A 21,071-nucleotide genomic window follows, 5' to 3' on the forward strand; every position below is an offset into this window, starting at 1 on the left:
ATGACCACGGCCAGCAGGACAAGGTTGTCGAGTATCTGAGGCGTGTCACGGTCGACCTCCGCACTGCCCGCCAGCGCGTCGAGGAGCTGGAGCTGAAGGGACGCGAGCCGATCGCCGTGGTCGGCATGGCGTGCCGGTATCCGGGTGGCGTGCGCTCGCCGGAGGACCTGTGGCAGCTGGTCGTGGACGGCACCGACGCGATTACCAAATTCCCTGCGGACCGCGGCTGGGACCTCGATGCCCTCTACGACGCGGACCCCGATCACCTGGGCACGTCGTACGCGCGGAGCGGCGGCTTCCTCCACGACGCCGGTAATTTTGACGCGGAGTTCTTCGGGATGAGCCCGCGGGAGGCCATGGCGACGGACGCGCAGCAGCGGCTGCTGCTGGAGACGTCGTGGGAGGCGCTGGAACGGGCGGGCGTCGACCCGGTGTCGCTGCGTGGCAGTCGCGTCGGCGTGTACGCGGGCGTGATGTACAGCGACTACCGGGAGCTGCTCGCCGACGACGGCTTCGAGGGCTACCGCACCAACGGCAGCCTGCCCAGTGTCGCCTCGGGCCGTGTGGCCTACTCGCTGGGGCTGGAGGGGCCTGCCGTCACCGTCGACACGGCGTGCTCATCGTCGCTGGTGACGCTGCACCTGGCCGCACAGGCGCTGCGCAACGGCGACTGCACGTTGGCGCTCGCCGGCGGCGTGACCGTGATGTCCACGCCGAGCACGTTCGTGGAGTTCTCGCGCCAGCGCGGTCTCTCGGAGGACGGCCGGTGCAAGGCGTTCTCCGACTCCGCGGACGGTACCGGCTGGGCCGAAGGCGTGGGCATGCTCGTACTGGAGCGGCTGTCGGACGCGGTGCGCAACGGGCATGAAGTGCTTGCGGTGGTGCGGGGTTCGGCGGTGAACCAGGATGGTGCGTCGAACGGTCTGACCGCCCCGAACGGTCCGTCGCAGCAGCGGGTCATCAAGCTGGCGCTGGCCAGTGCCGGGCTGAAGGCGTCCGAGGTGGATGTGGTGGAGGGGCACGGTACGGGCACGGCGTTGGGCGATCCGATCGAGGCGCAGGCGTTGCTGGCGACCTACGGCCGTGACCGGGAGACTCCGTTGCTGCTGGGGTCGGTGAAGTCGAACATCGGTCACACGCAGGCGGCGGCGGGTGTTGCCGGTGTGATCAAGATGGTGATGGCGATGCGGCACGGTGTGGTGCCGAAGTCACTCCATGCCGGGACGCCTTCATCGCATGTGGACTGGTCGGCGGGGGCGGTGACGCTGGCGGCGGAGGCGAGTGCGTGGCCGGTGGTGGGGCGGCCGCGGCGGGCTGGGGTGTCGTCGTTCGGGATCTCCGGGACGAATGCACATACGATTCTGGAGCAGGCTCCGGTGATCGAGCCGCGTGTTGCGGTGCCGGACGATGCTGTGGTGCCGTGGGTGCTGTCCGGTCATTCACCGGTGGCGTTGCGTGCGCAGGTGGAGCGGTTGGCGGTGGGGCTGGCCGCGGGTGCGCATCCGGCGGATGTGGGTCTCACTTTGGCCGCCGGGCGGGCGCATCTTGAGCACCGGGCTGTGTTTGTGGGTCGTGATGGTGCTGATCTGGTGGGGAGGCTGACGGCTTGGCAGGGTTCCGGGTCGGTGGTGGGTGATGGTCGGTTGGGGGTTGTGTTTACGGGGCAGGGTTCGCAGCGGTTGGGGATGGGGCGTGGGTTGTATGAGCGTTTTCCGGTGTTTGCGGGGGCTTTTGATGCGGTGATGGTGGAGTTGGGTGGTGATGTTCGTGAGGTGATGTGGGGTGGTGATGGTGTTGAGTTGAGTCGGACGGGGTGGGCGCAGCCGGCGTTGTTTGCGTTGGAGGTTGCGTTGTTCCGGTTGGTGGAGTCGTGGGGTGTGCGGCCTGAGGTGGTTGCTGGGCATTCGTTGGGTGAGGTGGTGGCGGCGCATGTGGCGGGTGTGTTGTCGTTGGGTGATGCGTGTCGGTTGGTGCGGGCGCGGGCGCGGTTGATGGATGGGTTGCCGGTGGGTGGTGCGATGCTGGCGGTTTCGGCGTCGGAGGCGGATGTGGTGGGGGTGTTGTCGGGTGGTGTGTGTGTTGCGGTGGTGAATGGGCCGGGGTCTGTTGTGGTGTCGGGTGATGTGGAGGGTGTGGAGGGTGTGGCGGAGCGGGCGGTGGAGTTGGGGTGGAAGTGCAGGCGGTTGTCGGTGTCGCATGCGTTTCATTCGCCGTTGATGGATCCGATGTTGGAGGAGTTTGCGGAGGTGGTGGGGGGGCTTGAGTTCTGTGAGCCGGTGTTGCGGTTGATGTCGGGTGATCCGGTGAATCCGGAGTATTGGGTTCGTCATGTGCGGGAGGCTGTGCGGTTCGGTGATGCGGTGCGGGGGATGGTGGACAGTGGTGTGGGGACGTTTCTGGAGTTGGGGCCGGACGGGACGTTGTCGGCGATGATCCAGGGGATGGCTGCCGTCACCACGGTTCCCGTGCTTCGCAAGGACCTGCCCGAGGAGGAGTCGGTCGTCACGGCGCTCGGAGCCCTGCACGCGGACGGTGTGGCGGTCGACTGGCCGGCGTTCTTCGGTCCCTTGCGCGCCGCCCGTGCGGATCTGCCCACCTATGCCTTCCAGCACCACTGGTACTGGCCGGAACCTACCGACGGCGAGCCGGTCGCGACCGACCCTGTGGACACCGAGTTCTGGGACGCCATCGAGAGCGAGGACCTCGACGGCCTCGCCGCCGGCCTCGGCCTCACCGGCGAGGAACTGTCCGGCGTGGTACCGGCGCTCGCCGCCTGGCGCCGCCGTCGACGGACAGAACGCGACCTCGACGCCGTTCGCTACCGCGAAACGTGGACTCCGCTGACCGGAGCCGTCACCGGCACTCCGCGCGGCACATGGCTCGTGGTCGTGCCGGAAGACGCCGACGAGACCTGGGTGAGCCGGGTGGCCGGCGCGGCCGGTCCGGGCGCGATTCGCGTGAACACGCCCGCGATCGCCGACGCCGACACTCTCGCGGCGCAGCTGTCCATCGCCCAGGGTGCGGGATTCGCGGGTGTACTGTCCCTGCTGGCCGAGGACCCCGCCGGACTGGTTGCCACAGCCACGCTGATCCGCGCTCTCACCGGGCTCGGCAGCACAGCGCCCATCTGGGCGGTCACCCGCGGCGCCGTCGCCGCCGTCGAGGATGACGCTGTCGAGCACCCCGAGCACGCCGGTGTGTGGGGACTGGCCAGAGTGGCCGCGCTCGAGCATCCGGTCGGCTGGGGCGGCGTGGTCGATCTGCCGGCCGAACCGGACGAGGCTGCTCTCACACGTCTCGCCGCCCTGCTCGCGCATCCCGCGGGCGAGGAGGAAGTCGCCATCCGCAACGGAGGCTTCGCGCTCGGCCGACGGCTGACACCCGCGCCCGCCGGGGACGCGCGGGAGTGGACCCCGACCGGCACCGTCCTCATCACCGGCGGCACCGGCGCGCTCGGCGCGCGCGTGGCACGCAGGCTCGCGGAGCGTGGCGTCGCTCGCCTTGTGCTGGTGAGCCGCCGCGGTGACACCGCGCCGGGCGCGACCGAGCTGCGTGACGAACTGGCGGCCTCCGGCGTGGAGGTGGACCTTGTCGCGGCGGACACGGCCGACCGTGACGCCATGGCCGCCGTGCTCGCGGCGATCCCCGACGACGAGCCGCTGACGGGCGTCGTCCACGCGGCCGGCGTCCTCGAGGACGGCGTGCTCACCGGGTTGAGCGCCCAGCAGTTCGAGACGGTGTTCCGGGCCAAGGCCACCTCGGCGCTGGTGCTGGACGAACTGACCCGAGACCACGACCTCTCCGTGTTCGCGCTCTTCTCTTCGGCGGCCGGTTCCGCCGGCAACCCCGGTCAGGCGAATTACGCCGCGGCGAACGCGGTCCTCGACGCCATCGCCCAGCGCCGTCACGCGCTGGGCCTGCCCGGCACCTCGCTGGCGTGGGGCGCGTGGGCAGGGGACGGCATGGCCGCGAGTGCGGCGGGCGTCGGCGCCGCCGCACTCGACCCGCAGCTTGCTTTGTCGGTTTTCGAACAGGCGGTCGTCGCGCCGGAACCCACGCTCACTGTGCTCGACGTGCGTCACCCCGACGTCCTGGCCACACTGCTCACGCCGCGGCCGCGGCGGCCGCTGTTGTCGGCACTGCCGGAAGCGCGCCGCTTCGCCGAATCCACCGCTGTCGCGGCCTCCGGACTGGCCGCCGAGCTGACAGCTCTCGACGAGGACCAGCGCCTCGCCAGGGTCGCGGACGTGGTGCGGCGCGCCGTGGCGGCGGTCCTGCACAGCCTGCCCGGCGGCGTCGTGCCCGACCGCGAGTTCAGTAAGCTGGGCTTCGACTCCCTCACCTCCGTAGAACTGCGCAACCGCCTCGTCGCGGTGACCGGACTCAGCCTGCCCGCGACTCTGCTCTACGACTACCCGACTCCGGCCGCGCTGGCCGAACTCCTGCTCACCGAACTGCTCGACGCCCCGGTGACCACCGTCACGGCACCGGCCGCCGCTATCACCGACGAGCCGATTGCCATCGTCGGTATGGCATGCCGCTTCCCTGACGGCATCGACTCCCCGGAGGCCCTCTGGGCGCTGCTGACCGAGGGCCGTGACGCCATCGGGCCCTTCCCCGCGGACCGCGGCTGGGACTTGGACGCCCTCGCCGGTGACCGTCCGGATCACAGCGCCACGCAACTGGGCGGCTTCCTGCACGACATCGCGGGCTTCGACGCGGAGTTCTTCGAGGTCTCCCCGAGGGAAGCCATGGCAATGGACCCGCAGCAGCGGCTGCTGCTGGAGACGTCGTGGGAGGCGCTGGAACGCGCGGGTATCGACCCGCTCTCCTTGCGCGGCGGCTCCGCGGGCGTGTTCGTCGGCACGAACGGTCAGGACTACGGCGGCGTGCTCGTCGGCTCCGAGGCCGGCCGCCAGGGCTACACCGGCACGGGTCTCGCCGCCAGTGTGCTCTCCGGCCGCCTCTCGTACGCGCTCGGTCTGGAAGGGCCGGCGGTCACGGTGGACACGGCGTGCTCGTCGTCGCTGGTGGCGCTGCACTGGGCGACGCAGGCGCTACGTGGCGGCGAGTGCTCGCTGGCGCTGGTCGGCGGCGTGACACTGATGACGACGCCGTGGCTGTTCGTGGAGTTCTCCCGGCAGGGCGGGCTGGCGCCGGACGGCCGGTGCAAGGCGTTCGCCGAGGACGCCGACGGCACCGGGTGGTCCGAGGGTGTTGGCATGCTGGTGGTGGAGCGGTTGTCGGATGCGGTGCGCAATGGGCATGAAGTGCTTGCGGTGGTGCGGGGTTCGGCGGTGAACCAGGATGGTGCGTCGAATGGTCTGACGGCGCCGAATGGTCCGTCGCAGCAGCGGGTGATCCGTCAGGCGCTGGCCGGCGCCGGCCTCGAACCGTCCGAGGTGGATGTGGTGGAGGGGCATGGTACGGGTACGGCGTTGGGTGATCCGATCGAGGCGCAGGCGTTGTTGGCGGCCTATGGCCGTGGCCGGGAGACTCCGTTGCTGCTGGGGTCGGTGAAGTCGAACATCGGTCATACGCAGGCGGCGGCGGGTGTTGCGGGTGTGATCAAGATGGTGATGGCGATGCGGCACGGTGTGGTGCCGCGGACTCTGCATGTGGACCGGCCTTCGTCGCATGTGGACTGGTCGGCGGGGGCGGTGACGCTGGCGGCGGAGGCGAGTGTGTGGCCGGTGGTGGGGCGGCCGCGGCGGGCTGGGGTGTCGTCGTTCGGGATTTCGGGGACGAATGTGCATACGATTCTGGAGCAGTACCCCGTCAGTCCGGTGGAGGTGGAGCCCGCTGACATCGTGGTGCCGTGGGTGGTGGCCGGCAAGACTGCGGCGGCTTTGCGGGAGCAGGTCTCCCGGGTCGTCGGCAGTGCGGGACATCCGCTGGACCTCGGTTATTCGCTGGCGACGAGTCGGTCGGCATTTGAGCACCGGGCTGTGCTCGTTGGTCGGACTCGTGGGGAGTTGGTGTCGTCTGTGGTTGAGTCGGTGGTGGGTGATGGTCGGTTGGGGGTTGTGTTTACGGGGCAGGGTTCGCAGCGGTTGGGGATGGGGCGTGGGTTGTATGAGCGTTTTCCGGTGTTTGCGGGGGCTTTTGATGCGGTGATGGTGGAGTTGGGTGGTGATGTTCGTGAGGTGATGTGGGGTGGTGATGGTGTTGAGTTGAGTCGGACGGGGTGGGCGCAGCCGGCGTTGTTTGCGTTGGAGGTTGCGTTGTTCCGGTTGGTGGAGTCGTGGGGTGTGCGGCCTGAGGTGGTTGCTGGGCATTCGTTGGGTGAGGTGGTGGCGGCGCATGTGGCGGGTGTGTTGTCGTTGGGTGATGCGTGTCGGTTGGTGCGGGCGCGGGCGCGGTTGATGGATGGGTTGCCGGTGGGTGGTGCGATGCTGGCGGTTTCGGCGTCGGAGGCGGATGTGGTGGGGGTGTTGTCGGGTGGTGTGTGTGTTGCGGTGGTGAATGGGCCGGGGTCTGTTGTGGTGTCGGGTGATGTGGAGGGTGTGGAGGGTGTGGCGGAGCGGGCGGTGGAGTTGGGGTGGAAGTGCAGGCGGTTGTCGGTGTCGCATGCGTTTCATTCGCCGTTGATGGATCCGATGTTGGAGGAGTTTGCGGAGGTGGTGGGGGGGCTTGAGTTCTGTGAGCCGGTGTTGCGGTTGATGTCGGGTGATCCGGTGAATCCGGAGTATTGGGTTCGTCATGTGCGGGAGGCTGTGCGGTTCGGTGATGCGGTGCGGGGGATGGTGGACAGTGGTGTGGGGACGTTTCTGGAGTTGGGGCCGGACGGGACGTTGTCGGCGATGATTCAGGATGTGGCTGAGGTGACGACGGTGCCGGTGTTGCGGCGTGGTCGGGATGAGGAGATGTCGGCGGTTTCGGCGTTGGGTGTGTTGCATGCTCATGGTGTGTCGGTGGATTGGGGGGCGTTCTTTGCGGGTTCGGGGGCGCGGCGGGTGGATCTGCCGACCTATGCGTTCCAGCGTGAACGGTTCTGGCCGGTCCGGACCGGTGTCACCGGCGACGTGTCCAATGCGGGCCTGGCGTCCGTTGAGCACCCGCTGCTCGGCGCGGCCGTAGCGCTCGCCGGCGCCGAGGCCACCGTGCTCACCGGGCGGCTGTCCGTGCGTTCCGTGCCGTGGCTGGCGGATCACGTTGTGCACGGCCAGGTCCTGTTCCCGGGCACCGGATTCGTCGAGCTGGCGCTGCGCGCCGGTGACGAGGTGGGACTCGACCGGATCGACGAGCTGACCCTGGCGGTCCCGCTCGTGCTGCCCGAGAACGGTGCGGTGCACATTCAGGTACGGGTGGACGGCTCCGCTTTCGGGGTGTTTTCCCGTCCCGAACACCATGAAGGTCACTGGACACAGCATGCGTTCGGCGTCCTCGCGGCCTCCGAAGTCACTACAGCCGACCTCTCCGAGTGGCCGCCGGCCGGCGCGGAGGCCGTAGCCCTGGACGGCTTCTACGAGCGGCTCGGCGGCCTCGGATTCGGCTACGGCCCGACGTTCCGCGGTCTCAGGGCCGCGTGGCGCCGCGGCCACGAGGTCTACGCGGAAGTCGCGCTGCCCGGAGACACCGCCGACCAGTGCGCCGCGTACGGCCTGCACCCGGCACTGCTCGACGCGGTTCTGCACGCGACGTCGCTGACCGGCGACGCTCATCGCAGTGTGCTCCCGTTCGCATGGGAGGGCGTGACCCTGCACGCGGCCGGTGCCGCCGCGCTGAGGGTGAAGCTGACCGGCAACCCCGCCAACGGAGTTACCATCACCGTCGCCGACGTGGCCGGGAACCCGGTCGCCACCGTCGACTCGCTCGTGTTCCGCGAGGTCACAGCGGACCAAATCGGACCGAGCACCGACGCGCTCTACCGGATCGACTGGTCGACACCGGTGCGCGCCGTCGACGAGCCGGTGACCGCCGTCGTGCTCGGTGACGATCCGAGTGGTGTCGCCGACCGGCTGCGGTCGGCAGGCGTCATGGTTTCCACCGCCGCCGACCTGGCTTCGCTCGGTGACGCCGCCGCCGACGCCGTTGTGGTGCCTCTTGCCGCGGACGGCGATGTGCTCGTCGGGACCCATGACCTCGCTGAGCGTGTGCTGGGCCTGCTCCAGCATCGGCTTGCGTCCCATGCGGCCGACGGCACGCGGCTGGTGTTCGTCGTCGACGGTGCCGACCTGACCGCGGCCGCGCTGTGCGGCCTCGTGCGGTCCGCCCAGACCGAGAATCCCGGCCGCTTCGTTCTCGTCGACACGGACCACGGACCGCTTCCGCTGGGCGCGGTCCTCGGCGTTGACGAGCCCCAGGTGCGTGTGCGGGACGGCGAGGTCCGGGCCGCCCGGCTCGCCCGCCTCACCGCTCCGGCCGCCGGCACGGACTGGGACGCCGACGGCACGGTCCTGATCACCGGTGGTACCGGCGGACTCGGCGCGGCTCTCGCACGGCACCTGGCCGCCGAGCGCGGCGTACGGCACCTGCTGCTGCTCAGCCGCCGCGGACCCGCCGCCGACGGCGTCGCCGAGCTGGTCGCCGATCTGGCGGAGCTTGGCGCGACCGCGACGGTCCTCGCCTGCGATGTCGAGGACCGGGAGGCCCTGGCGACGGCGCTCGGCGGTGTGCCGGCCGAGCACCCGCTACGCGCGGTCGTGCACGCCGCCGGCGTGCTGGACGACGGTGTCATCGACTCCCTCACTCCCGAGCGCCTCGCCGCGGTGCTGAGGGTGAAGGCGGACGGCGCCTGGCATCTGCACGAGCTGACCGCAGACCTCGACGCGTTCGTGCTCTTCTCCTCGGTCGCCGGCATCCTCGGCTCGGCCGGCCAGGGCAACTACGCGGCGGGCAACGCGTTCCTCGACGCACTCGCCGCGCACCGCCGAGCCCACGGGCTGCCGGGCCTGTCACTGGCCTGGGGCGCGTGGGCACCCGAGACCGGCATGACCGCCGGACTCACCGACGCCGACCGCGCCCGCCTGGCCCGGGAAGGCGTGCCACCGCTGACAGTCGAGCAGGGTATGGCGCTGTTCGACGCGGCTCTGTCGGTGACGGACGAAGCGGTGGTGTCGCCGGTGCTGCTCGACCTGGCGGCACTGCGGGCCCGCGGCGAGATCCCCGCCCTGCTGCGTGGACTTGTGCCCACGCGGGGCCGCAGGATCGCGGTGAATGCCGGGGAGGCGGCCGACGGCCTGGCCCGTAGCCTCTCGGCGCTGCCGGAGGCCGACCGCACTGAGGTCGTGCTCGATCTGGTCCGTGGCCGGGTGGCGGCTGTGTTGGGCTATGAGGCTTCGGCGTCGGTGGATCCGGTGCGCTCGTTCCAGGAGTTGGGTCTGGATTCGCTGACGGCGGTGGAGTTGCGTAATGGTCTGGCGGCTGTGACGGGGCTGCGGTTGTCGGCGACGCTGGTGTTCGACTACCCGACCTGCGCCGTGCTCGCGGACCACCTCCTCGACGAACTGCTCGGCGTCGAGCAGACGCTGACGCCGGTCGCGGTGTTGCCGCCGGTGTCCGACGATCCGGTGGTGATCGTGGGCATGGCGTGCCGGTATCCGGGTGGGGTGCGGTCGCCTGAGGACCTGTGGCGGTTGGCCACTGACGAGGTGGACGCCGTGTCGTCGTTCCCGGTGAACCGGGGCTGGGACCTCGAAGGTCTCTACGACCCGGATCCGGACCACCTCGGCACCTCGTACGCGCGTGAGGCCGGTTTTCTGCACGATGCCGCCGATTTCGACGCGGAGTTCTTCGGTATGAGCCCGCGCGAGGCGCTCGCGACGGACGCGCAGCAGAGGTTGCTGCTGGAGACGTCGTGGGAGGCGCTGGAGCGGGTCGGGGTGGATCCGGTGTCGCTGCGCGGCAGTCGCACCGGTGTGTTCGCCGGCGTGATGTACAGCGACTACTCGGAGTTGCTGAACACCCCAGAGTTCGAGGGGTACCGCGGCAACGGCAGCGCGCCGAGCCTGGTTTCCGGCCGCGTCGCCTACACCTTCGGCTTCGAGGGCCCGGCGGTGACGGTCGATACCGCGTGCTCGTCGTCGCTGGTGGCCCTGCACTGGGCGGCGCAGGCGTTGCGGTCGGGTGACTGTGATCTGGCGTTGGCGGGTGGTGTGACAGTGCTGTCCACCCCGAACCTCTTCATCGACTTCTCTCGGCAGCGGGGGATGTCGGCCGATGGTCGTTGCCGGTCCTATGCGGACTCCGCGGATGGTGTCGGGTGGTCCGAGGGTGTTGGCATGCTGGTGGTGGAGCGGTTGTCGGATGCGGTGCGCAATGGGCATGAAGTGCTTGCGGTGGTGCGGGGTTCGGCGGTGAACCAGGATGGTGCGTCGAATGGTCTGACGGCGCCGAATGGTCCGTCGCAGCAGCGGGTGATCCGTCAGGCGCTGGCCGGCGCCGGCCTCGAACCGTCCGAGGTGGATGTGGTGGAGGGGCATGGTACGGGTACGGCGTTGGGTGATCCGATCGAGGCGCAGGCGTTGTTGGCGGCCTATGGCCGTGGCCGGGAGACTCCGTTGCTGCTGGGGTCGGTGAAGTCGAACATCGGTCATACGCAGGCGGCGGCGGGTGTTGCGGGTGTGATCAAGATGGTGATGGCGATGCGGCACGGTGTGGTGCCGCGGACTCTGCATGTGGACCGGCCTTCGTCGCATGTGGACTGGGAATCCGGTGATGTCGACCTTGCCACGGAGAGTGTTGTGTGGCCGGTGGTGGGGCGGCCGAGGCGGGCTGGAGTGTCGTCGTTCGGGATTTCGGGGACGAATGCACATACGATTTTGGAGCAGGCTCCGGTGGTGGAGGCCGTTGAGTCGGAGCCGTCGGATGTGGTGGTGCCGTGGCTGGTGTCGGGGCGGTCGGCGGTTGCGGTCCGTGAGCAGTTCGGCCGGTTGGCCGAGGTGTCGGCCCGGCCGTTGGATGTTGCCTACTCATTGATGCTGCGGTCGCGGTTCGACTTCCGTTTGGTGTCGGTTGGTCGGACTCGTGGGGAGTTGGTGTCGTCTGTGGTTGAGTCGGTGGTGGGTGATGGTCGGTTGGGGGTTGTGTTTACGGGGCAGGGTTCGCAGCGGTTGGGGATGGGGCGTGGGTTGTATGAGCGTTTTCCGGTGTTTGCGGGGGCTTTTGATGCGGTGATGGTGGAGTTGGGTGGTGATGTTCGTGAGGTGATGTGGGGTGGTGATGGTGTTGAGTTGAGTCGGACGGGGTGGGCGCAGCCGGCGTTGTTTGCGTTGGAGGTTGCGTTGTTCCGGTTGGTGGAGTCGTGGGGTGTGCGGCCTGAGGTGGTTGCTGGGCATTCGTTGGGTGAGGTGGTGGCGGCGCATGTGGCGGGTGTGTTGTCGTTGGGTGATGCGTGTCGGTTGGTGCGGGCGCGGGCGCGGTTGATGGATGGGTTGCCGGTGGGTGGTGCGATGCTGGCGGTTTCGGCGTCGGAGGCGGATGTGGTGGGGGTGTTGTCGGGTGGTGTGTGTGTTGCGGTGGTGAATGGGCCGGGGTCTGTTGTGGTGTCGGGTGATGTGGAGGGTGTGGAGGGTGTGGCGGAGCGGGCGGTGGAGTTGGGGTGGAAGTGCAGGCGGTTGTCGGTGTCGCATGCGTTTCATTCGCCGTTGATGGATCCGATGTTGGAGGAGTTTGCGGAGGTGGTGGGGGGGCTTGAGTTCTGTGAGCCGGTGTTGCGGTTGATGTCGGGTGATCCGGTGAATCCGGAGTATTGGGTTCGTCATGTGCGGGAGGCTGTGCGGTTCGGTGATGCGGTGCGGGGGATGGTGGACAGTGGTGTGGGGACGTTTCTGGAGTTGGGGCCGGACGGGACGTTGTCGGCGATGATTCAGGATGTGGCTGAGGTGACGACGGTGCCGGTGTTGCGGCGTGGTCGGGATGAGGAGATGTCGGCGGTTTCGGCGTTGGGTGTGTTGCATGCTCATGGTGTGTCGGTGGATTGGGGGGCGTTCTTTGCGGGTTCGGGGGCGCGGCGGGTGGATCTGCCGACCTATGCGTTCCAGCGTGAACGGTTCTGGCCGGAGCCGTTGGATGTGGTGTTGTCGTCGGTGGGGCATCCGTTGTTGAGTTCGGTGGTGGTGCTTGCCGATGGTGATGGTGTTGTTCTGTCGGGGAGGTTGTCGTTGCGTGCGCAGCCGTGGTTGGGGGATCACGTGGTGCATGGTCAGGTTCTGTTTCCGGGGACCGGGTTTGTGGAGCTGGCGCTGCGTGCTGGTGATGAGGTGGGGCTTGAGCGGATTGAGGAGCTGACGATGGTGGCGCCGTTGGTGCTGCCGGAGCGTGGTGGTGTTGAGCTTCAGGTGTCGGTGGACGGGGGTGGGCGGGTCGGTTTCTTCTCCCGGCCGGAGGGTGTGGATGGGTCGTGGACGCGGCATGCTGTCGGTGTTCTGGGGCGGGGTGCGGGTTCTGTTGCCGACGTTGGTGTGTGGCCGCCGGTGGGTGCGGAGTCCTTGTCGTTGGACGGGTTTTATGACCGGGTGCTGGATCTTGGTTTTGGTTATGGGTCGTCGTTCCGGGGTTTGCGGTCGGTGTGGCGTGCTGACGATGGGGTGTTGTTTGCTGAGGTTGAGCTGCCGGAGGGTGTGTCTGGGCAGTTTGGTGTGCATCCGGCGTTGTTCGATGCTGTTCTGCATGCTCTGGGGGTTGCCGGGGGTGGTGAGCTGAGTCGGCTGCCGTTTGCGTGGGAGGGTGTGACCCTGCATGCGGCTGGTGCGACTGCGTTGCGGGTCAGGCTGGGGGTTGACGGGGACACGGTGTCGGTGGTTGCGGCCGACGGGACGGGTGCTTGTGTGCTCTCGGTGGATGCGTTGACGTTGCGGGCTGTTACGGCGGATCAGTTCGGGCGGGTGGATTCGCTGTTCCGGGTGGAGTGGTCGACGTCGGTGCCGGCGGTCGGGGTTGATGGGGTGCGGTTTGTTGAGTTGGTGGGGGATGGTGATGTGGTTGAGTCGGCTCATGTGCTGGCGGGGCGTGTGCTGGAGTTGGTGCGGGAGCCGGATTCGCGGGTGGTGTTTGTTACTCGGGGTGTGGTGAGTGGTGCGGATCCGGCTGCTGCGGTGGTGTGGGGTCTGGTGCGTTCGGCGCAGTCGGAGTCGCCGGGGCGGTTCTGGTTGGTTGATGTGGAGGGTGAGGGTGATCCGGTGGTTACGGGTGAGCCTCAGGTGGTGGTGCGTGGGGGTGAGGCGTTTGCGGCCCGGCTTGTTCGGGAGGGGGTTGGTGAGCGTCGGTTGTGGAGTGGTGGGGGGAGGGTGTTGATTACGGGTGGTACTGGGGGTCTGGGTGCTTTGGTGGCTCGGCATTTGGTGGCTGAGTGTGGTGTGCGTGAGTTGTTGCTGTTGAGTCGGCGTGGTTCTGCTGCGGTGGGTGTGGGGGAGTTGGTTGCGGAGTTGGAGGGGGGTGGTGCGCGGGTTGGTGTTGTGGCGTGTGATGTGGCGGATCGGTCCGCGTTGGCTGGGGTGTTGGAGCGGTATCCGGTGACGGGTGTGGTTCATGCGGCTGGTGTGTTGGATGATGGTGTGTTGGAGTCGTTGACTCCGGAGCGGTTGGATCGTGTGTTGCGTCCGAAGGTGGATGCTGCGTGGTATCTGCATGAGTTGGTCGGGGATGTGGAGCACTTTGTGGTGTTCTCGTCGGTGGCGGGTGTGCTGGGTGCGGCTGGTCAGGCGAATTATGCGGCGGGTAACGCGTTCTTGGATGCGTTGGCGGTGCATCGTCGGGCTCGGGGCTGGTCTGGTGTGTCGTTGGCGTGGGGTCCGTGGGGTCAGGGTGCGGGGATGACCGAGGAGCTGGCGGAAGCGGATCTTGCGCGGATGCGGCGTTCGGGTGTGCTGCCGTTGGCTCCTGCTGAGGGTCTGGCGTTGTTCGACGGTGCGGGTGAGGGAGCGGTGGTGCCGGTGAAGCTGGACCTGGCGGCGTTGCGGGCCGCCGGCCAGGTACCGGCCCTCCTCCACAACCTCATCCGCACCCGCAACCACAGAGCCGTCGCACGCACGGGTGAGGCCGGCGGTCTTGTGCACCGCCTGGTCGGCCTGACCGTCGGGGAACGCAACGATCTGGTGCTCGATCTGGTCCGTGGCCGGGTGGCGGCTGTGTTGGGCTATGAGGCTTCGGCGTCGGTGGATCCGGTGCGCTCGTTCCAGGAGTTGGGTCTGGATTCGCTGACGGCGGTGGAGTTGCGTAATGGTCTGGCGGCGGTGACGGGGCTGCGGTTGTCGGCGACGCTGGTGTTCGACTACCCGACCTGCGCCGTGCTCGCGGACCATATCCTCGACGAACTGATCGGCACCGTCGAGGAACCCTCGGTCCGCGCGGGTGTGTTGCCGCCGGTGTCCGACGATCCGGTGGTGATCGTGGGCATGGCGTGCCGGTATCCGGGTGGAGTGCGGTCGCCGGAGGACCTGTGGCGGTTGGTCATCGACGGCATCGACGCCGTCGACGGCTTCCCGAACGATCGCGGCTGGGACCTCGATGCCCTCTACCACCCCGATGCGGAGCACACCGGTACGTCCTACACCCGCTCGGGCGGTTTTCTGTACGACGCCGCCGATTTCGACGCGGAGTTCTTCGGTATGAGCCCGCGCGAGGCGCTCGCGACGGACGCGCAGCAGCGGTTGCTGCTGGAGACGTCGTGGGAGGCGCTGGAGCGGGTCGGGGTGGACCCGGTGTCGTTGCGCGGCAGCCGTACCGGTGTCTTCGCCGGCGTGATGTACGGAGATTACTCCGACCTCCTGACCGGTGCCGAGTTCGAGGGCTTCCGCGGCAACGGCAGCTCCGCCAGCGTGGCCTCCGGCCGCGTGGCCTACTCGCTGGGCCTTGAGGGCCCGGCGGTGACGGTCGATACCGCGTGCTCGTCGTCGCTGGTGGCGCTGCATTCGGCGGCGCAGGCGTTGCGGTCGGGTGACTGTGATCTGGCGTTGGCGGGTGGTGTGACAGTGCTGTCCACCCCGGAGCTGTTCGTAGAGTTCTCTCGGCAGCGGGGGATGTCGGCCGATGGTCGTTGCCGGTCCTATGCGGACTCCGCGGATGGTGTCGGGTGGTCCGAGGGTGTTGGCATGCTGGTGGTGGAGCGGTTGTCGGATGCGGTGCGCAATGGGCATGAAGTGCTTGCGGTGGTGCGGGGTTCGGCGGTGAACCAGGATGGTGCGTCGAATGGTCTGACGGCGCCGAATGGTCCGTCGCAGCAGCGGGTGATCCGTCAGGCGCTGGCCGGCGCCGGCCTCGAACCGTCCGAGGTGGATGTGGTGGAGGGGCATGGTACGGGTACGGCGTTGGGTGATCCGATCGAGGCGCAGGCGTTGTTGGCGGCCTATGGCCGTGGCCGGGAGACTCCGTTGCTGCTGGGGTCGGTGAAGTCGAACATCGGTCATACGCAGGCGGCGGCGGGTGTTGCGGGTGTGATCAAGATGGTGATGGCGATGCGGCACGGTGTGGTGCCGCGGACTCTGCATGTGGACCGGCCTTCGTCGCATGTGGACTGGTCGGCGGGGGCGGTGACGCTGGCGGCGGAGGCGAGTGTGTGGCCGGTGGTGGGGCGGCCGCGGCGGGCTGGGGTGTCGTCGTTCGGGATTTCGGGGACGAATGTGCATACGATTCTGGAGCAGTACCCCGTCAGTCCGGTGGAGGTGGAGCCCGCTGACATCGTGGTGCCGTGGGTGGTGGCCGGCAAGACTGCGGCGGCTTTGCGGGAGCAGGTCTCCCGGGTCGTCGGCAGTGCGGGACATCCGCTGGACCTCGGTTATTCGCTGGCGACGAGTCGGTCGGCATTTGAGCACCGGGCTGTGCTCGTTGGTCGGACTCGTGGGGAGTTGGTGTCGTCTGTGGTTGAGTCGGTGGTGGGTGATGGTCGGTTGGGGGTTGTGTTTACGGGGCAGGGTTCGCAGCGGTTGGGGATGGGGCGTGGGTTGTATGAGCGTTTTCCGGTGTTTGCGGGGGCTTTTGATGCGGTGATGGTGGAGTTGGGTGGTGATGTTCGTGAGGTGATGTGGGGTGGTGATGGTGTTGAGTTGAGTCGGACGGGGTGGGCGCAGCCGGCGTTGTTTGCGTTGGAGGTTGCGTTGTTCCGGTTGGTGGAGTCGTGGGGTGTGCGGCCTGAGGTGGTTGCTGGGCATTCGTTGGGTGAGGTGGTGGCGGCGCATGTGGCGGGTGTGTTGTCGTTGGGTGATGCGTGTCGGTTGGTGCGGGCGCGGGCGCGGTTGATGGATGGGTTGCCGGTGGGTGGTGCGATGCTGGCGGTTTCGGCGTCGGAGGCGGATGTGGTGGGGGTGTTGTCGGGTGGTGTGTGTGTTGCGGTGGTGAATGGGCCGGGGTCTGTTGTGGTGTCGGGTGATGTGGAGGGTGTGGAGGGTGTGGCGGAGCGGGCGGTGGAGTTGGGGTGGAAGTGCAGGCGGTTGTCGGTGTCGCATGCGTTTCATTCGCCGTTGATGGATCCGATGTTGGAGGAGTTTGCGGAGGTGGTGGGGGGGCTTGAGTTCTGTGAGCCGGTGTTGCGGTTGATGTCGGGTGATCCGGTGAATCCGGAGTATTGGGTTCGTCATGTGCGGGAGGCTGTGCGGTTCGGTGATGCGGTGCGGGGGATGGTGGACAGTGGTGTGGGGACGTTTCTGGAGTTGGGGCCGGACGGGACGTTGTCGGCGATGATTCAGGATGTGGCTGAGGTGACGACGGTGCCGGTGTTGCGGCGTGGTCGGGATGAGGAGATGTCGGCGGTTTCGGCGTTGGGTGTGTTGCATGCTCATGGTGTGTCGGTGGATTGGGGGGCGTTCTTTGCGGGTTCGGGGGCGCGGCGGGTGGATCTGCCGACCTATGCGTTCCAGCGTGAACGGTTCTGGCCGGAGCCGTTGGATGTGGTGTTGTCGTCGGTGGGGCATCCGTTGTTGAGTTCGGTGGTGGTGCTTGCCGATGGTGATGGTGTTGTTCTGTCGGGGAGGTTGTCGTTGCGTGCGCAGCCGTGGTTGGGGGATCACGTGGTGCATGGTCAGGTTCTGTTTCCGGGGACCGGGTTTGTGGAGCTGGCGCTGCGTGCTGGTGATGAGGTGGGGCTTGAGCGGATTGAGGAGCTGACGATGGTGGCGCCGTTGGTGCTGCCGGAGCGTGGTGGTGTTGAGCTTCAGGTGTCGGTGGACGGGGGTGGGCGGGTCGGTTTCTTCTCCCGGCCGGAGGGTGTGGATGGGTCGTGGACGCGGCATGCTGTCGGTGTTCTGGGGCGGGGTGCGGGTTCTGTTGCCGACGTTGGTGTGTGGCCGCCGGTGGGTGCGGAGTCCTTGTCGTTGGACGGGTTTTATGACCGGGTGCTGGATCTTGGTTTTGGTTATGGGTCGTCGTTCCGGGGTTTGCGGTCGGTGTGGCGTGCTGACGATGGGGTGTTGTTTGCTGAGGTTGAGCTGCCGGAGGGTGTGTCTGGGCAGTTTGGTGTGCATCCGGCGTTGTTCGATGCTGTTCTGCATGCTCTGGGGGTTGCCGGGGGTGGTGAGCTGAGTCGGCTGCCGTTTGCGTGGGAGGGTGTGACCCTGCATGCGGCTGGTGCGACTGCGTTGCGGGTCAGGCTGGGGGTTGACGGGGACACGGTGTCGGTGGTTGCGGCCGACGGGACGGGTGCTTGTGTGCTCTCGGTGGATGCGTTGACGTTGCGGGCTGTTACGGCGGATCAGTTCGGGCGGGTGGATTCGCTGTTCCGGGTGGAGTGGTCGACGTCGGTGCCGGCGGTCGGGGTTGATGGGGTGCGGTTTGTTGAGTTGGTGGGGGATGGTGATGTGGTTGAGTCGGCTCATGTGCTGGCGGGGCGTGTGCTGGAGTTGGTGCGGGAGCCGGATTCGCGGGTGGTGTTTGTTACTCGGGGTGTGGTGAGTGGTGCGGATCCGGCTGCTGCGGTGGTGTGGGGTCTGGTGCGTTCGGCGCAGTCGGAGTCGCCGGGGCGGTTCTGGTTGGTTGATGTGGAGGGTGAGGGTGATCCGGTGGTTACGGGTGAGCCTCAGGTGGTGGTGCGTGGGGGTGAGGCGTTTGCGGCCCGGCTTGTTCGGGAGGGGGTTGGTGAGCGTCGGTTGTGGAGTGGTGGGGGGAGGGTGTTGATTACGGGTGGTACTGGGGGTCTGGGTGCTTTGGTGGCTCGGCATTTGGTGGCTGAGTGTGGTGTGCGTGAGTTGTTGCTGTTGAGTCGGCGTGGTTCTGCTGCGGTGGGTGTGGGGGAGTTGGTTGCGGAGTTGGAGGGGGGTGGTGCGCGGGTTGGTGTTGTGGCGTGTGATGTGGCGGATCGGTCCGCGTTGGCTGGGGTGTTGGAGCGGTATCCGGTGACGGGTGTGGTTCATGCGGCTGGTGTGTTGGATGATGGTGTGTTGGAGTCGTTGACTCCGGAGCGGTTGGATCGTGTGTTGCGTCCGAAGGTGGATGCTGCGTGGTATCTGCATGAGTTGGTCGGGGATGTGGAGCACTTTGTGGTGTTCTCGTCGGTGGCGGGTGTGCTGGGTGCGGCTGGTCAGGCGAATTATGCGGCGGGTAACGCGTTCTTGGATGCGTTGGCGGTGCATCGTCGGGCTCGGGGCTGGTCTGGTGTGTCGTTGGCGTGGGGTCCGTGGGGTCAGGGTGCGGGGATGACCGAGGAGCTGGCGGAAGCGGATCTTGCGCGGATGCGGCGTTCGGGTGTGCTGCCGTTGGCTCCTGCTGAGGGTCTGGCGTTGTTCGACGGTGCGGGTGAGGGAGCGGTGGTGCCGGTGAAGCTGGACCTGGCGGCGTTGCGGGCCGCCGGCCAGGTACCGGCCCTCCTCCACAACCTCATCCGCACCCGCAACCACAGGGCCATGGCTGCTGCCGCGCCGACCGGCGGCGGATTCGTCGCTGCACTTGCCGCGGCCGCTCCCGCCGACCGGCCTGAACAAGTACTCGAGCTCATCCGTCGACACGCCGCTTCCGTCCTCGGCCACGGCGACGCGACAGAACTCCTGCCGAACCGGCGCTTCCAGGACCTCGGGTTCGACTCGCTGATCGCCATCGAATTCCGCAACCGAATCGGTGACGAGATTGGTCAGCGACTGCCCGCGGCATTGCTGTTCGACTACCCGACTCCGGCCGAGCTGGTCGACCATCTGCTGCCCATAATGGTCGCCGAGGAACCGACCGGGCCGGCCGCGCTACTGGCGGAACTGGATCGACTGGAGCGTGTGCTGGACGAGACCACCGTGGACGACGAGCGCCTGCACCGGCAGATCGCCGGCCGACTGGACGTGCTCCGCGGCAGGTGGACGACAGGCCAGGAGAAGAACGAGGAAGGGTTCGATGTCGAGTCGGCCACCGACGACGACATGTTCCGTATGCTCGACGGTGAGCTGGGCCTGGGCCAGTGACCTGAGTCGGAGATTCGGTGGCAGTCGGCGGTGAATTTGTCGAGGATCTCGTCGCTGTCTTCGCCCGGACGAAGGGGCGGGGTTGGTCGTTCCAGTAGGCCAGCCACGCCCTGACGTCGCGTTCGAGAGCCTGGACGGCCAGGATCAGGTGTACATCCAGCCCGGCGGGCACTTCCCTGTCGAGTTCGGCCAGGATTTTTCTTGAACTCGATGGCGCGGTGACGGCGGTGCAGTGAGCCGATGACCTTGCCGGTGGCCACCTCCAGGGCAGCGAACAGGGTGGTAGTGCCGGCACGGACGTAGTCGTGGCTCAGCCGCTCGGGGACGCCGGGCACCATCGGCAGGACGGGCTGGGACCGGTCCTGGGCCTGGATCTGCGACTTCTTGTCCACGCAGAGCCCCAGGGCCTTCTTCGGCGGATATGGCGTCCCGCTGTGTGGTGTAGCCGACCACGTTGAGGGAGTGCGCCGGGGGCGTGTGCTCACCGGTTTCCGCTCCCTGCCCATGGGGGCGGTCAACCGTGCAACTCTCCCTGGTGAAAGGCTAGTTCAACGCGGGAGGTGCAGGGTGGCCCTGTCTCAGCATGACCTGCTCCGGCTGCTGGAGTCACTACGTTCGGCGGACGGGCTCCAACTCGTCCGCGCAGTGGCCGAGCGGATGCTCCAAGAACTGATCGAGGCCGAGGCCACCGTGAGAATCGGCGCCGCGTGGAACGAGCCCACCGACACACGCACCGCGTTACGCAACGGCCACCGGGAAAAGACGCTGACCACCCAGGCCGGCGACCTGGACCTCGCGATTCCCGAGCTGCGGGGACCTGTTCGGGCAGCTGACCGTGTTCCGCGGCCGGCCCCTGGATCACATCCGTTTCCCTTACGTGTACTTGGACGCGACGTACTGCAAGGCGAGGGTCGAGCACCAGATCGTGTCCCGGGCCGTGGTGATCGCCACCGGGATCACCGAAGACGGCGGCCGCGAGGTGCTGGGGGTGATGGTCGGCGACAGCGAGACCGAGGTGTTCTGGACCCAGTTCCTGCGTCACCTGCGCGAACGTGGTCTGGCCGGAGTCCGGCTCGTGATCGGTGACCACCACTCGGGGCTGGTCAGGGCCATCCGCAAGGTCATGCCGGGGGGCGCCTAGCAGCGATGCAGGGTTCACTTCCTGCGCGATGTGTTCGGCGTGATCAACAAGGAAGCGGCGGAGATGGTGGCCGCGACGATCCGCACGATCTTCGCCCAGCCCACCGCCGAAACGGTCCGCGGCCAGCTCGACACCGTAGCCGACATGCTCGGCACGCAATTCCCGAAGGCCAAGACGATGCTGCTGGAGGCGAGGGCGGATCTCACCGCCTTCGCCACCTTCCCGGAACGACATTGAAAAAAAATCCAGTCGACGAACCCGCTGGAGCGGATCAACCGCGAAATCAAACGCCGCACCGACGTCGTCCAGGTCTTCCCCAACGACGACGCGCTCCTGCGACTGGTCACCGCCGTGCTCTTCGAACTCCACGACGAGTGGTCGCCTTCCCCCGCCGCTACCTGCCCGAGGGCAGCATGGAACAGATCTACCCCACCGAGCTCCCCAAACACGCCCCCACGCTACCCAACACCCCCAACACAACCGCCGATTGATCGGCTCCACCACAAGAAGGGAGGCGATCCCGGCGGACCTGCGTCATCGACCGGGTGGACCAGTGGCTGGCGTTCTTCGGCCTCTCCTCACAGTGTTTTGACGCTCACCCGCTCGACATCGGCGTC

General features: G+C 67.6%; 1 protein-coding gene and 2 pseudogenes. 2 read left to right on the top strand and 1 reads right to left on the bottom strand.

Annotated features, from left to right (window positions below; genetic code table 11):
• Window positions 1-35 precede the first annotated feature (35 nt).
• On the top strand, window positions 36-19,313 hold the full coding sequence (locus DVK44_RS34020) for a type I polyketide synthase (protein WP_408055423.1): 19,278 nt from the start codon (window positions 36-38) through the stop codon (window positions 19,311-19,313).
• 203 nt (window positions 19,314-19,516) lie between these two features.
• Here the strand turns inward: DVK44_RS34020 and DVK44_RS37460 are convergent.
• Window positions 19,517-19,732, bottom strand: a pseudogene (locus DVK44_RS37460) (IS630 family transposase); the annotation flags it as partial.
• Window positions 19,733-19,880: 148 nt separating this feature from the next.
• Between DVK44_RS37460 and DVK44_RS34030 the strand changes: the two are divergent.
• A pseudogene (locus DVK44_RS34030) lies at window positions 19,881-20,945 on the top strand (IS256 family transposase).
• Window positions 20,946-21,071: the final 126 nt, after the last annotated feature.

Origin of the sequence: Streptomyces paludis (assembly GCF_003344965.1) — a bacterium.
Classification (GTDB): Bacteria; Actinomycetota; Actinomycetes; order Streptomycetales; family Streptomycetaceae; genus Streptomyces; species Streptomyces paludis.